At 58.6% G+C, this 13,459-nt stretch carries 16 protein-coding genes; 10 read left to right on the plus strand and 6 right to left on the minus strand.

What is annotated here, in order from left to right:
• Positions 1-347: 347 nt before the first annotated feature.
• The gene (locus tag FJU30_RS07295; protein ID WP_150434329.1) at positions 348-716 is read left to right on the plus strand and encodes an inner membrane protein YbjM; all 369 of its coding nucleotides are present in this window, start codon (positions 348-350) and stop codon (positions 714-716) included.
• A gap of 52 nt (positions 717-768) precedes the next feature.
• On the opposite strand, the gene FJU30_RS07300 is transcribed toward FJU30_RS07295, so the two are convergent.
• A complete protein-coding gene (locus FJU30_RS07300; RefSeq protein ID WP_150434330.1) occupies positions 769-1,026 on the minus strand; it encodes a GrxA family glutaredoxin in 258 nt (85 codons plus the stop codon).
• A 189-nt stretch (positions 1,027-1,215) separates the two neighbouring features.
• Between FJU30_RS07300 and FJU30_RS07305 the strand changes: the two genes are divergently transcribed.
• The 9 genes from FJU30_RS07305 (at position 1,216) to rlmC (ending at position 9,263) form a co-directional block, all read left to right on the plus strand.
• A complete protein-coding gene (locus tag FJU30_RS07305; RefSeq protein WP_191091542.1) occupies positions 1,216-1,557 on the plus strand; it encodes a DUF1418 family protein in 342 nt (113 codons plus the stop codon).
• On the plus strand, positions 1,541-2,263 hold the full coding sequence (gene nfsA, locus FJU30_RS07310) for an oxygen-insensitive NADPH nitroreductase (RefSeq protein ID WP_150434332.1): 723 nt from the start codon (positions 1,541-1,543) through the stop codon (positions 2,261-2,263). The genes FJU30_RS07305 and nfsA overlap by 17 nt, the downstream gene beginning before the upstream one ends.
• 149 nt (positions 2,264-2,412) lie before the next feature.
• Entirely contained in the window at positions 2,413-2,892 is a 480-nt protein-coding gene (locus FJU30_RS07315; RefSeq protein WP_150434333.1) for a YbjN domain-containing protein, read from the plus strand.
• 445 nt (positions 2,893-3,337) lie between these two features.
• Entirely contained in the window at positions 3,338-4,447 is a 1,110-nt protein-coding gene (potF, locus tag FJU30_RS07320) for a spermidine/putrescine ABC transporter substrate-binding protein PotF (RefSeq protein WP_150434334.1), read from the plus strand.
• A 121-nt stretch (positions 4,448-4,568) separates the two neighbouring features.
• Positions 4,569-5,702, plus strand: coding sequence for a putrescine ABC transporter ATP-binding subunit PotG (gene potG / locus FJU30_RS07325; protein ID WP_150434335.1), 1,134 nt, complete (start codon positions 4,569-4,571; stop codon positions 5,700-5,702).
• Positions 5,703-5,718: 16 nt separating this feature from the next.
• Positions 5,719-6,681, plus strand: a complete 963-nt coding sequence (gene potH, locus FJU30_RS07330) for a putrescine ABC transporter permease PotH (protein ID WP_150434336.1) — start codon at positions 5,719-5,721, stop codon at positions 6,679-6,681.
• The gene (gene potI, locus FJU30_RS07335; protein WP_150434337.1) at positions 6,678-7,523 is read left to right on the plus strand and encodes a putrescine ABC transporter permease PotI; all 846 of its coding nucleotides are present in this window, start codon (positions 6,678-6,680) and stop codon (positions 7,521-7,523) included. Before potH ends, potI begins: the two co-directional genes overlap by 4 nt.
• Positions 7,524-7,643: 120 nt before the next feature.
• Positions 7,644-8,069 (plus strand): YbjO family protein, encoded by a 426-nt coding sequence (locus tag FJU30_RS07340; protein WP_263406724.1) that lies wholly within the window; start codon positions 7,644-7,646, stop codon positions 8,067-8,069.
• A 69-nt stretch (positions 8,070-8,138) separates the two neighbouring features.
• On the plus strand, positions 8,139-9,263 hold the full coding sequence (gene rlmC, locus FJU30_RS07345) for a 23S rRNA (uracil(747)-C(5))-methyltransferase RlmC (protein WP_150434655.1): 1,125 nt from the start codon (positions 8,139-8,141) through the stop codon (positions 9,261-9,263).
• Positions 9,264-9,415: 152 nt separating this feature from the next.
• On the opposite strand, the gene FJU30_RS07350 is transcribed toward rlmC, so the two are convergent.
• From FJU30_RS07350 to artP, 5 genes are all read right to left on the minus strand, one after another.
• Positions 9,416-10,147 (minus strand): arginine ABC transporter substrate-binding protein, encoded by a 732-nt coding sequence (locus FJU30_RS07350; protein WP_150434338.1) that lies wholly within the window; start codon positions 10,145-10,147, stop codon positions 9,416-9,418.
• Between the two features lie 198 nt (positions 10,148-10,345).
• On the minus strand, positions 10,346-11,014 hold the full coding sequence (artM, locus tag FJU30_RS07355; protein WP_150434339.1) for an arginine ABC transporter permease ArtM: 669 nt from the start codon (positions 11,012-11,014) through the stop codon (positions 10,346-10,348).
• The gene (gene artQ, locus FJU30_RS07360; protein ID WP_150434340.1) at positions 11,014-11,730 is read right to left on the minus strand and encodes an arginine ABC transporter permease ArtQ; all 717 of its coding nucleotides are present in this window, start codon (positions 11,728-11,730) and stop codon (positions 11,014-11,016) included. The genes artM and artQ overlap by 1 nt, the downstream gene beginning before the upstream one ends.
• An 8-nt stretch (positions 11,731-11,738) precedes the next feature.
• Entirely contained in the window at positions 11,739-12,470 is a 732-nt protein-coding gene (artJ, locus tag FJU30_RS07365) for an arginine ABC transporter substrate-binding protein (RefSeq protein ID WP_150434341.1), read from the minus strand.
• Between the two features lie 20 nt (positions 12,471-12,490).
• Entirely contained in the window at positions 12,491-13,219 is a 729-nt protein-coding gene (gene artP / locus FJU30_RS07370; RefSeq protein WP_191091543.1) for an arginine ABC transporter ATP-binding protein ArtP, read from the minus strand.
• Positions 13,220-13,459 lie beyond the last annotated feature (240 nt).

Here is a 13,459-nt window from a genome sequence, read left to right on the forward strand (position 1 = left end):
TCACCAGTAAGTGCTTGATATAAAAAGTGATAAGCGTTAAATTCAGCCGGATAAGATAGCGAATCCTGGTGCAATCAGATAAGTAAAAATGGCAACGGATCGGCATCGGACGGTGTGATTTATTGGCGAGCGCCATTTTAGACGCTTACAGGTGTAACAACCAGTACAGGCTGCATAAATAGCGAAAAAGTCTTAGGTAAAACCATATCAGGGAATTTTATCCATTTTCTCTTTAGACCAAACCGTGACCAGGGGAAGCCTATGCCCACCAGATTTCAGGTTGTCGACGCGTCTGCGGCCTGAAAAACGACGGGTATAAAATACGACCAGATCAGAAGGGGGATGGTATGGCGCACAGTAAAAGCTGGGTAGGGAGCCTGTGCAGTTTCCTGTTGTTTATCGTGGTGTTTTTAAGTCAAAAGATGGAAGTCACGCGGGCCGCCGGTAACGATATTCAGGGGCAGCCGGGAATGCTGCTTTTTTTGCTGCCCGGCGTGCTGGCCAGCTTTTTATCCGTCAACGGCCGGATTATCTATCCGCTGACCGGCGCGCTGTTCGCCGCGCCGTTTTGTCTGCTGATTATGCACTTCTGGCAGATGCCGATGGTACTGCTGTGGCAGGAACTGGCCTATGTGCTGAGCGCCGTCTTTTGGTGCGTGCTGGGGTCGATGCTGTTTCTGTGCGCGCACTATTTATACCGGCACTATTTTCGTTAGGCCGCCGGACCGGGCGCCGAACCGCGCGCCGTCGGCGACCTCCGTCGCGTCATTACTGATTGAAGTGCTCTCTGGCGTAGGCTTCAAAATCGGTGCAGCCGCCGATGTGTTTTTCGTCGAGAAAAATCTGCGGTACCGTGGTGACCGTCTTGCCGGCTTTCGCGGACAGATCGTCTTTGCTCAGCCCTTCCGCATAGATATCCACATAGCGGAAATCAAAATCCTCACGCTCTTCGGTTAATTTTTCCGCCAGCGCTTTGGCGCGTACGCAGTAAGGGCAGCCGGGGCGGCCGTAAATGACAACAAACATATTAACTCCTTGATTATCCGATTTTGCTTTCTGGCGGCGGAGGGCGCAGCGCAATAAAGGTCTCATATTCAGTTGGTTACTATGCCTGCATCGCCGGGCGAAAAAAAGCAGGAATTGACAGTCGCAGCGATTCATCTTATCTATCATGAATCTGAATCCGTTATGCCGCTGGCCGGACATGGAGGGAATATGCGTTCGCTGGGCGATTTACCGAAAGGGGTGCTGATACTGGAAGCGGTTGGCATCCTGCTGTTGGGCGCGGTCTATCTGCATGTCCAGCAGATGATTACGCTGCCTGGCGTGTTCGCCTCGCATGCCGGTCTGGTCGGTACGGTGCTGGCGGGCGTGGCGCTGATGGTGCCCGCCGCGGCCTGTCTGGTATGGCGCACAGTGCAGGGGTTCCCGGCCCTGTTCGGCGGCGGGCCGTCGGCGACAACGCCGCGCCCGTCGGAAAAAGATTCATCAACGCCGGCCGACGCCGAACGGGAATCGGCCGCTAAGGAAACCAAAGATCGTGACTCCGACCATTGATTTATTACGACGTCATCGCTCGATTCGCGCATTTACCCGTCAGCCGCTGACGGCGGCGCAGCGCGAGGCGATTATCGCCGCCGCGCAGAGCGCCTCCAGCTCCAGCTTTTTGCAGTGCAGCTCGATCATTCGCATCACCGATGCGGATGTGCGTCAGCAACTGGCGTCTCTGAGCGGCGAACAGCCCTGGGTAGGGGAAGCGGCCGAGTTTTGGGTGTTCTGCGCCGACTTCAACCGCCATCAGCAGATCTATCCCGACGCCCGGCTCGGGCTGGCCGAACAGCTGTTGCTGGGCTGCGTGGATACCGCGATGATGGGGCAGAACGCACTGGTCGCCGCCGAGTCGCTCGGCCTGGGCGGGGTATTCATCGGCGGTATCCGCAACGGCATCGAACCGGTGACGCAACTGCTGGAACTGCCGCAGCATGTTCTGCCGTTGTTCGGCCTGTGCCTGGGCTATCCGGCGGCCGACCCGGCGCAGAAGCCGCGTCTGCCGTCCGCCGTCGTGGTGCATGAGAACCGCTATCGACCGCTCGATCGTCAGGCGCTGGCCGTCTATGACCAGCATGTACTGGCCTATTATCAGCAGCGCGACGACAACTCGCGCAGCGAAAACTGGAGCGAGCAAATTCAGCGCATATTGCAGAAAGAACGGCGCCCGTTCATGCTCGACTATCTGCATCGTCAGGGGTGGGCAACGCGCTAATCGGCGCGCTGACGGCGGGTGTAAACCGTTTTTATCCGCGCCGCCGGCACGCGCTGTCATTTTATCGGCTTTTATCATGGCATCGGCGTTGAATATTCCGTAAGCTATGTCACCTTTTTTAAGCTTTGTTGAGGGTGAGACAGACGACTATGGATTCGCTTATCGTTCCGGATTTAGAGCGACTGCGCCGCTGGCTGGATCAGCTCGGTATCCAGTTTTTTGAATGCGATGCCTGCCAGGCGCTTCATCTGCCGCATATGCAAAATTTTAACGGCGTATATGACGCTAAGGTCGATCTGGTCGACAACGTGATCTTGTTTTCCGCGCTGGCGGAGGTGAAGCCGACCGCGCTGATTCCGCTGGTGGGCGATTTGAGTCAGATCAACGCCAGCTCTTTGACGGTGAAAGCGTTTATCGATATTCAGGATGACAACCTGCCCAAGCTGATCGTTTGTCAGACGCTGACCATCGCCGTTGGGGTTACGCTGGAGCAGTTCCGCTTTTTTATGCAGCAGGCCGAAGAACAAATTTCGATGATTATCCTGGAAGCCGGAGCCAACAATCTGCTGTATGCGGGGGATGAAGAAGAGACCTCTGCTGCCGGGCCGGATGCGTTAACGCTGCACTAAAACAGTTGCTGCTATCGGCGGCGACACGAGAATGCCTCTTTTCCCTTCCCGTCGTTTATGCTGGATTATTGCCGCGGTTGCCCTATATTCATCGCCTTTTATCGTGCCGTGGCCTATCACATAGACAAAAAAATGCATAAATAATCGATAAACCCCGTTTTTTATCCGCGAGTATGGCATGACCGCAGCTGTACGGTTATGCTGAACTTTGTGCGCAGACGCGCGGCGATGATAGCCCCGTTTCGGCCGGCGGTCGGACGAATCCCCCGAATTATTCGGCTTGCGGCAAAGCCAGCGCGTCCGCTCAGCAAGGTTTGCTATTCCGGCGCTGTACCCGGATGATTTTGGGCTGCGGCAAGGCGGCAGGCGCGCGTTCGCAGTCCGAAGGATGAAGGGTCTATAATTTTAACTCTCTGACTTATCCCCTGTATGGAGGAAGAAACGGATGTTCACCCAACGTAAAACATGGTTATCGGGTGTCGTTGCCGGCCTGCTGATGACGGCATCCGTCACGGCATCTGCGCAAGATAAAACCTTGCACGTCTACAACTGGTCCGATTATATCGCGCCGGACACATTGACCAATTTCCAGAAAGAGAGCGGGATTAAAGTCGTCTATGACGTGTTTGATTCCAACGAAGTGCTGGAAGGCAAACTGATGGCGGGCAGTACCGGTTTCGATCTGGTGGTGCCGTCGGCCAGTTTCCTGGAGCGCCAGCTGGCCGCCGGCGTCTTTCAGCCGCTGGATAAAAGCAAGCTGCCCAATTACAAAAACCTCGATCCCGAGTTAATGAAACTGATCGCGCAGCACGACCCGGATAACAAATACGCCGTGCCTTACCTGTGGGCCACCACCGGGATTGGTTACAACGTGGAAAAAGTGAAGGCCGCGCTTGGAACCGATGCGCCGATCAACAGCTGGGATCTGGTGCTGAAACCGGAAAATCTGGCTAAGCTGAAGAGCTGCGGCGTTTCCTTCCTCGATGCGCCGGAAGAGATTTTCGCCACCGTGTTGAACTATCAGGGTAAAGACCCGAACAGCACCAGTGAAAGCGACTACACCACCTCGGCCACGGATCTGCTGCTGAAGCTGCGTCCGAGCATTCGTTACTTCCATTCTTCGCAATATATCAACGATCTGGCTAACGGCGATATCTGCGTCGCCATCGGCTGGGCCGGCGATATTATGCAGGCGGCCAATCGCGCGCAGGAAGCGAAAAACGGCGTGAATATCAGCTACAGTATTCCGAAAGAAGGGGCGATGGCCTTTTTTGACGTGTATGCCATTCCGGCCGACGCGAAGAATCTCGATGAGGCGTATGCGTTCCTGAATTACCTGCTGAAGCCGGATGTGATCGCCAACATCAGCAATCATGTGTTCTACGCCAACGCCAATAAAGAAGCGACGCCGCTGGTGAACGCGGACGTGCGCAATAATCCGGGCATTTATCCGCCGGAAGAGGTGCGGGCGAAATTATTTACGCTCAAGGTGCAGTCACCTAAAATTGATCGGGTTCGCACTCGCGCATGGACTAAAGTGAAAAGCGGAAAGTAATCCGTCTTTCATTTTTAGCGTGTACAATCCTGGCAGGCGGCTGAACACCGCCTGTTTGTTTTATTCCGTGTCGTAACCAGAGGTTATGACTTGTTCTGCTTTTGCCGGAGAGCAATGTTAAGTGAACGAAGCGATTCCCCGCCCCCAGCACAAAACCCAACGCGCAGTTACGCCGCTGCTTGAAGTCCGTAATCTGACGAAATCCTTCGACGGCCAGGCGGCGGTCGATGACGTCAGCCTGACCATCTATAAAGGTGAAATTTTCGCGCTGCTCGGCGCATCCGGCTGCGGTAAATCCACGCTGCTGCGTATGCTGGCCGGTTTTGAACAACCGACTCAGGGCCAGATTGTGCTCGACGGTCAGGATCTGTCGCTGGTGCCGCCCTATCAGCGGCCGATTAATATGATGTTTCAGTCCTATGCGCTGTTTCCGCACATGACGGTAGAGAAGAATATCGCTTTCGGTCTGAAGCAGGACCGGCTGCCGCACGGCGAAATCAAAGATCGGGTCGAGGAGATGCTGACGCTGGTGCATATGCAGGAGTTCGCCTCTCGTAAGCCGCATCAGCTGTCCGGCGGGCAGCGTCAGCGCGTGGCGCTGGCGCGCAGCCTGGCGAAGCGGCCCAAACTGCTGCTGCTCGACGAGCCGATGGGCGCGCTGGATAAAAAACTGCGTGACCGGATGCAACTGGAAGTGGTGGATATTCTTGAGCGAGTAGGCGTCACCTGCGTGATGGTGACCCACGACCAGGAAGAGGCGATGACCATGGCCGGCCGCATCGCCATTATGAACCGCGGCAAGTTTGTGCAGATCGGCGAACCGGAAGAAATTTATGAACACCCGACCAGCCGTTTCAGCGCCGAGTTTATTGGTTCGGTCAATATGTTTGAAGGGCTGCTGAAGGAGCGCCAGGACGAGGCGCTAATCGTGCAGAGTCCGGGGCTGGTGCATCCGCTCAAGGTAGACGCCGACGCCTCGGTGGTGGACGGCGTGCCGGTGTATATCGCGCTGCGGCCTGAAAAAATTATGTTATGCGAGGACGTACCGGCCGACGGCTGCAACTTCGCGGTGGGGGAAGTAGTGCATATCGCTTATCTCGGCGACCTGTCCATCTACCATGTCCGGCTGAACAGCGGGCAGATCATCAGCGCTCAGCTGCAGAATGCTTACCGCTATCGCAAGGGCGCGCCGACCTGGGGCGATGAAGTGCGTCTGTGCTGGGATGCGGACAGCTGTGTGGTTCTGACGGTGTAGCGGAGGAAGGGATACGATGACGATGTTTTCTGAACCGCGCGGCAAACCGCCGGAGCCGGCGCAGGGGCCGCTCAAGCAGCGCCTGGCGCGCTGGCGTATCGCCCACGAGCGCAAGCTGGTGATCGCGCTGCCCTATCTGTGGCTGCTGCTGCTGTTTATGCTGCCGTTCCTGATTGTGTTTAAAATCAGTCTGGCGGAAATGGCGCGAGCCGTGCCGCCCTACACCGATCTGGTCTCCTGGGCGGACGGCAAGCTGGATATCGCGCTGAATCTGGGCAACTACCTGCAGCTGCTTGACGATCCGCTGTATATTGAGGCTTATCTGCAGTCGCTGCAGGTGGCGGGGATATCCACGCTGTGCTGTCTGCTGGTCGGCTATCCGCTCGCCTGGGCGGTGGCGCACAGCAAGCCCTCCACGCGCAACATCCTGCTGTTGCTGGTGATCCTGCCGTCCTGGACGTCGTTTCTGATCCGCGTGTATGCCTGGATGGGCATCCTGAAAAACAATGGAGTGCTGAATAATTTCCTGCTCTGGCTCGGGGTGATCGATCACCCGCTGGTTATCCTGCATACCAACCTGGCGGTTTATATCGGCGTGGTTTACTCCTATCTGCCGTTTATGGTGCTGCCGATCTATACCGCGCTGACGCGTCTGGATTACTCGCTGGTGGAAGCCTCGCTCGATCTCGGCGCGCGCCCGCTGAAAACCTTTTTCAGCGTGATTGTGCCGCTGACCAAAGGGGGCATTATCGCCGGCTCGATGTTGGTGTTTATTCCGGCGGTCGGCGAGTACGTTATCCCGGAACTGCTGGGCGGGCCGGACAGTATTATGATCGGCCGTATTCTGTGGCAGGAGTTCTTCAATAACCGCGACTGGCCGGTGGCCTCGGCGGTGGCGACCATTATGCTGTTGCTGCTGATCGTGCCCATTATCTGGTTCCATAAACATCAGAGCAAGGCCGCGGGAGAGCAGGTATGAATAATTTACCGGTGGTGCGCTCCGGCTGGCGTACGCTGATTCTGGCGCTGGGATTTACCTTTCTGTATGCGCCGATGCTGATGCTGGTGGTGTATTCGTTCAACAGCTCTAAACTGGTGACGGTGTGGGCCGGCTGGTCCACGCAGTGGTACGGCGAACTGTTTCATAATTCGGCGATGATCAGCGCGGTGGGGCTGAGCCTGTCGATCGCCGCCGCCTCGGCCACCATGGCTGTGCTGCTCGGTACGCTGGCGGCGGTGGTGATGGTGCGTTTCGGCAGTTTTCGCGGCTCGAATGGATTCGCCTTTATGCTGACCGCGCCGCTGGTGATGCCGGACGTGATCACCGGGCTGTCGCTATTGCTGCTGTTCGTCGCGCTGGGGCACGCCATCGGCTGGCCGGCCGAACGCGGCTCCCTGACCATCTGGCTGGCGCACGTCACGTTCTGCACCGCCTATGTAACGGTGGTGATCAGCGCGCGTCTGCGCGAGCTGGATCGCTCGCTGGAAGAGGCGGCGATGGATCTGGGCGCGACGCCGCTCAAGGTGTTCTTCGTCATCACCGTGCCGATGATCGCGCCGGCGCTGATCTCCGGCTGGCTGCTGGCGTTTACCCTGTCGCTCGACGACCTGGTGATCGCCAGTTTCGTCTCCGGTCCGGGCGCCACTACGCTGCCGATGCTGGTGTTCTCCAGCGTCAGAATGGGGGTCAACCCGCAGATTAACGCGCTGGCCTCGCTGATCCTGCTGGTGGTCGGCGTCATTGGCTTCATCGCATGGTGGTTTATGGCGCGCGCCGAAAAACAGCGCGTGCGCGACCTGCAAAAAGCCCGTCGCGGCTGACGGGCGCAACCCGTCGGCAACGCGGCCTGAGCGGCGGCGTTGCCGCCTTTGCTCCGGGAGAACGGATAAATTCTGAACGCGGAATCGCGCAGAAACGGCAAACGGGCGCTGTTTACCCCCGTGCCGGTGATGGTGGCGGGGACGGCGATCGTCGCCACCCGGCTGCTCGGGCTGTTTCTGCTGGCAAGCGAGCTGGGCGTCGACGGGTTGCGGATATGGCTGCTCGGCGCCACGGCATCCTGGGATACGACGCTGGTGCTGCTGACGGCGGTATGCCTTATCGGCGCGGAAATCCGCTGCGGTTTCGCCGTTATCCGCGGCCTGAACTGGGGGCGTTGGGGCTACGTAGCCTGCCAGCTGGCGGCGTCGCTCTACCTGTTGCTGGTGTCGCTGGGCGTCGTCGCGCTGGATCTTTTTCAGATCGACGGCGACAGCGGCGCGCAGGTCGTGCACCAGCTTGTGCTGCAGAAAATTCCGGACGTGCTGGTGGTGCTCCTGTTGTTCCTGCCGCGTCGCAGCCGGCGTTTTTTTCTGCGCCGGAAATGATCTTTAGTCCGCGTCGGTGCTACAATCTGCGCCCTTTTTATTTACGATCCAACGTAACCGATATTCATGATGCACTGTGACCGGTATCAGGCAGGAAGCTGTCGCTCCTGCCAGTGGCTGGAAAAACCCTATGAGCAACAGCTGGCCGACAAACAGCGCCATCTGATCAGTCTGTTCCCCGCGCAGCCGCAGTGGCTGCCCGCCAGCCCGTCGCCGCAGCGGGCGTTTCGCAATAAAGCCAAAATGGTGGTGAGCGGCAGCGTCGAGCGTCCGCTGCTCGGTATGCTGCATCGCGACGGGACGGCGGTGGATCTGTGCGATTGCCCGCTGTATCCCGATGATTTCCTGCCGCTGTTCGCCACGCTGAAGATGTTTATCGCCCGCGCCGGCCTGACGCCGTATAACGTGGCGCGCCGGCGCGGCGAGCTGAAATATTTGCTGTTGACCCGCAGTACGCTCAGCGGTCAGTTTATGCTGCGCTTTGTGCTGCGTTCGGAGAATAAACTGGCGCAGTTGCGTCAGGCTCTGCCGTGGCTGCGGCAACAGTTGCCGCAGCTGACGGTGATGTCGGCCAATATTCAGCCGGTGCACCAGGCGATTGTCGAAGGCGAACAGGAAATCGCGCTGAGCGAACAGCAGAGTCTGGCGGAGTGCTTCAATCAGGTGCCGCTGTTTATCCGGCCGCAGAGTTTCTTCCAGACCAACCCGACGGTGGCGGCCGATCTCTATGCCTGCGCCCGTGACTGGGTGCGCGCGCTGAATATACGCAGCATGTGGGATCTGTTCTGCGGCGTGGGCGGTTTTGGCCTGCACTGCGCCACGCCGTCTATTCGCCTGACCGGGATTGAAATCAGCGCGCCGGCGATCGCCTGCGCGCGCCGTTCGGCCGAGGCGCTGGGGCTGACTCAGATCGACTTTCAGGCGCTCGATTCGACCCGGTTTGCCGGCGGGGAGGACGAGGTGCCGGATCTGGTGCTGGTCAACCCGCCGCGGCGCGGTATCGGGCGCGAACTGTGCGACTATCTGGAGTATATGGCGCCCGGCTGGATTCTCTACTCGAGCTGCAACGCGCAGAGCATGGCGCAGGATATTGCCGCGCTGGCGCACTATCGGCCGCTGCGGGTCCGGCTGTTCGATATGTTTCCGCATACCGCTCACTACGAGGTGCTGACGCTGCTGGCGCGGGACGCATGACGCCCGTGCGGCGAGCCAGCGCGGGGGATTGCGGGAAGCGTTGATGGCCGCGCAAACGCGCGGCGCAGGGGGGGCAACGCAGGCCGGCGCCGCGGCTTAACCGTCAAACGGTGATGACCGCGCCCCCCGTCCTCTGGGTTGTCCGTCGGCCTTTACTGCGGGAACCATTGGTTGCTGATGGCCTGATAGGTGCCGTCGGCCTTGATGGCGTCCAGCGCCTTATTCAGTTTTTCCAGCAGCGCGCCGTCCTGCGGACGCACGGCGATCCCCAGACCGGTGCCGAAATAGCGAGGGTCGGTCACGCGTTCGCCCACGCTGGCCAGCTTCGGATTGTTTTTCAGCCATTCGTTGACCACCGCGGTATCGCCGAACACGCCGTCGATGCGGCCGTTTTTCAGATCGAGAATCGCCGTCTGGTAGCTGTCGTAGGCGACGGTTTGCACTTCCGGGTGCTGCTCATTCAGGTATTTCTGATGGGTGGTGCCGTTCTCCATGCCGATTTTTTTGCCTTTCAGATCGGAAAACTGACTGAATTGCCCTTTGCGTGCGATCACGATGGCTGAATTCGCGTAGTAGGGCTGGGTAAAGGAGACCTGCTTACTGCGCTCCGGAGTAATATCCATGCCGGAGATCACTGCATCATAACGGCGGAATTTCAGCGCAGGGATCAGACTGTCAAACGCGTGGTTGGTAAAGGTGCAATCGGCCTGCATCTGTTTGCACAGCGCTTTCGCCAGATCCATATCGAAGCCGACGATGTCGTTATTCGCATTCAGGGACTCAAACGGCGGATAGGTGGCGGATGAGGCGAAGCGAATGGTGTCGGCCGCGGCCGCGCTGAATGTCATGCCGGCCAGTAATGCCGCGACCCATAATTTTTTCATACTGTCACTCCTGTCGTGAGGGATTGATGCCGTCGGGCGGCTCCCGGGGCATCGTCGGTGAAATCGTCGTTATTCTGCAGGCCCCGTCTGACGCTGGCCGAAATCGGTTCGCCATGCCGTGCGGCACGGGTCTGCAGGTCATCGGGAAAATCGCGGGGGAGAGCGGGACCGGCAGGCGCGCGCCGCCGGCCCTGACGTTTAGTCGCGCCGCTCGAAAGCCAGCGAGCGTCGTTCGATCAGCCGCATCATCAGGGTCAACAACGCGTTGACGCACAGATAAACGATGCCGGCGGCGCAAAACACCAGCAGATCGTAGGTGCGGCCGAACAGCAGCTGGCTGTGTCCCATCACTTCCATCAGCGTGATGGTAAAGGCCAGCGAGGTGCCTTTAAATACCAGTACCACCTCGTTCGAGTAGGACGAGAGGGCGCGTTTAAAGGCGAACGGCAGCAGAATGCGCAGCGTCTGTTTGCGCGACAGCCCCAGCGCCGAACAGGCCTGCCACTGTCCCTCTGGAATGGCTTTCACCGCGCCATGAAACAGCAGCGTGGTGTAAGCCGCGCTGTTGAGCGCCAGCGCCGCCATCGCGCACAGCCAGGGCTGCGACAGCAGGTGCCACAGCCACGGCGTTTGCTTGATCGCGTCGAACTGGCCCGGCCCGTAATAGATCAGGAAGATTTGCACCAGCAGCGGGGTGCCGGTGAACAGCGTGATGTAGCATCGGGTCAGCGCGGCCAGCAGCGGCGTCTTCAGCGTCAGGACCACGGTCAGCGAAAGCGACAGCAGCAGCGCCAGAAGCAGCGAACTGACGGTCAGCAGCAGGCTGGTGGGCAGGCCTTTCAGCAGCTCAGGTAAATACGCCAGCATCAGGTCGGCCTCCTTTCAAAACGCGTGGCGCGCGACTCAATACGCCGCAGCACGTACTGACTCAGCAGCGTAATCAGCAGATAAATCGCCGCGGCGACCACATACCAGGTAAAGGGTTCCTGGGTACGGGTGGCGATGCTTTTGCTCTGCATCATCAGATCGTTCACGCTAATCAGCGACACCAGCGCGGTATCTTTCAGCAGCACCAGCCATTGATTGCCGAGACCGGGCAGGGCGTGACGCCACATCTGCGGCATAATCAGGCGAAAGAAAATCGCCGATTTGCTCAGCCCCAACGCCTGGCCGGATTCCCGCTGCCCCTGCGGCACCGCGCGCAACGCGCCGCGCAGCGTCTGAGAGGCATAAGCCGCGTACAGCAGCGCCAGCGCGACGGCGCCGCACAGGAACGGGCTGACGTCGAAGTTATCGATCTCCATGCGGATCGGGATCTGCACCAGATACAGGTTGAGAGTAAAACCGTCCGCCAGCAGCAGGAGCAACTGAGAAGAGCCGAAATAGATAAACAGCACCACCAGAATTTCCGGCAGGCCGCGCAGCAGGGTAACCAACCCGGTGCCGGACCAACTGACCAGTTTCCAGCGCGAGGTCTCGCAGACGGCGAACAGCATTGCCAGCGCCAGCCCGAGCGTCAGCGAACACAGGGCAAGGCCGACGGTCATCCCGGTGGCGCTTACGAGGGGGTGAAATTCAATCATCGATCGGATTACTGCCGGAACCATTTGCCGTAGATGGTCTGGTAGCGGCCATCCTGTTTAATTTTATCCAGCGCGCCGTTCAATTTCTGCATCAGCGGCTCGTTGCCCTGACGGACGGCGATGCCCAGGCCGATGCCGAAATAGTTCGGGTCGGTGACTTTCTCGCCGTACGAAGCCAGTTCGGGGTTGGTTTTCAGCCATTCGTTGACCACGGCGGTATCGCCGAAGACCGCGTCAAGCCGGCCGTTTTTCAGATCCAGCACGGCGTTCTGATAGCTGTCATAAGCCACGGTGGTGATATCGCCGAATTTCTCCATCAGGTATTTCTGGTGCGTCGTGCCGTTCTGTACGCCCACGCGTTTGCCTTTCAGCGCGTCGGCGCCGCTCAGTTTGCCTTTCTGCGCGATAAACTGCGCGGAGTTGTCGTAATAGGGTTGGGTAAAGGCGATCTGCTTCTGGCGTTCCGGCGTGATGTCCATACCGGCGATCACCGCGTCGAAACGGCGGAATTTCAGGCCCGGGATCAGACTGTCGAAAGACTGATTGCTGAAGGTGCAGCTGGCTTTAATCTCTTCGCACAGCGCGTTGGCCAGATCGATATCGAAGCCCTGAATTTTATTGCCGGCGCTAACGAATTCGAATGGAGGATAGGACGCTTCCGTCGCGAAGCGAATGGTGTCGGCCGCGCTGGCCGACAGGCCGTAGCCCGCGAGCAGGGCGGCAATAAATAATTTTTTCATTATCATGTTCCTGGTACTGATCAGTGAGAGAGATAGCTGGCGAATTCGGCCGACTGCGGCCGGGAAAAGTGGCTGGCATCGCCCTGTTCGACGATGCGGCCGTTTTCCATATACACTACGCGGCTGGCGGTTTTTTTCGCCACTTCGACCTCGTGCGTCACAATCACCTGGGTAATGCCGGTCTGCGACAGTTCGTGAATAATGCTGACGATCTGCGCGGTGATTTCCGGATCGAGCGCGGCCGTCGGCTCATCAAATAATAGCACTTGCGGTTCCATCATCAGCGCCCGGGCGATGGCCACGCGCTGCTGCTGCCCGCCGGACAAATGCAGCGGATAGCGGCTGGCGAAGTCGCTCAGGCGCAGGCGATCCAGCAGCTTGTCCGCGCGCTGTTTCGCCTGTTCCTTGCTCAGACCCAGCACCCGGCATGGCGCCTCGATCAGATTCTGCAGTACGGTCAGGTGCGGCCACAGGTTATACTGCTGGAACACCATGCCGACATGCTGGCGCAGTTCGCGAATGGCGTTTTCGCCCGGATGTCGGGTAAACTCAAACTGGTTGCCGGCGATGGACAGCGTACCGGAACGGGGCATTTCCAGCAGATTCAGCACGCGCAGAAGGGAGCTTTTACCGGCGCCGCTCGGGCCGAGCAGCACCAGCGTTTCGCCGGCCGGACAGGATAAGGTAATGTCGAACAGCGCCTGGTGCGCGCCATAGAAGCAGTTGATACCGTCTAGTTGAATACTCATGCGCAAAAATTGAATAGACATTGATGCCGCGAATGGTAACGTCCGCAGCATAGTTATGCAATAAGCACGGATTGAAATTTAGAAATAAGCAAATTAGCACGATTATATAGCATAAAAGACTATTTAACCGGATAAGCGGGCAGATTTGTCGGGCGCAGCAGAGAGCAGGCAGAGTATTTTCTTATGGTCGCGGGGCGGACGCCGGGTGGCGGCCCCGCGGCATACCGGATCGGGCGCCGA

It is taken from the genome of Affinibrenneria salicis, assembly GCF_008710095.1.

Coding starts and splice junctions, on each gene's coding strand:
- FJU30_RS07295 (WP_150434329.1), top strand. CDS start 348: ATGGCGCACAGTAAAAGCTGGGTAGGGAGCCTGTGCAGTTTCCTGTTG.
- FJU30_RS07300 (WP_150434330.1), bottom strand. CDS start 1,026: ATGTTTGTTGTCATTTACGGCCGCCCCGGCTGCCCTTACTGCGTACGC.
- FJU30_RS07305 (WP_191091542.1), top strand. CDS start 1,216: ATGCGTTCGCTGGGCGATTTACCGAAAGGGGTGCTGATACTGGAAGCG.
- FJU30_RS07315 (WP_150434333.1), top strand. CDS start 2,413: ATGGATTCGCTTATCGTTCCGGATTTAGAGCGACTGCGCCGCTGGCTG.
- potF (WP_150434334.1), top strand. CDS start 3,338: ATGTTCACCCAACGTAAAACATGGTTATCGGGTGTCGTTGCCGGCCTG.
- potH (WP_150434336.1), top strand. CDS start 5,719: ATGACGATGTTTTCTGAACCGCGCGGCAAACCGCCGGAGCCGGCGCAG.
- potI (WP_150434337.1), top strand. CDS start 6,678: ATGAATAATTTACCGGTGGTGCGCTCCGGCTGGCGTACGCTGATTCTG.
- rlmC (WP_150434655.1), top strand. CDS start 8,139: ATGCACTGTGACCGGTATCAGGCAGGAAGCTGTCGCTCCTGCCAGTGG.
- FJU30_RS07350 (WP_150434338.1), bottom strand. CDS start 10,147: ATGAAAAAATTATGGGTCGCGGCATTACTGGCCGGCATGACATTCAGC.
- artM (WP_150434339.1), bottom strand. CDS start 11,014: ATGCTGGCGTATTTACCTGAGCTGCTGAAAGGCCTGCCCACCAGCCTG.
- artQ (WP_150434340.1), bottom strand. CDS start 11,730: ATGATTGAATTTCACCCCCTCGTAAGCGCCACCGGGATGACCGTCGGC.
- artJ (WP_150434341.1), bottom strand. CDS start 12,470: ATGAAAAAATTATTTATTGCCGCCCTGCTCGCGGGCTACGGCCTGTCG.
- artP (WP_191091543.1), bottom strand. CDS start 13,219: ATGAGTATTCAACTAGACGGTATCAACTGCTTCTATGGCGCGCACCAG.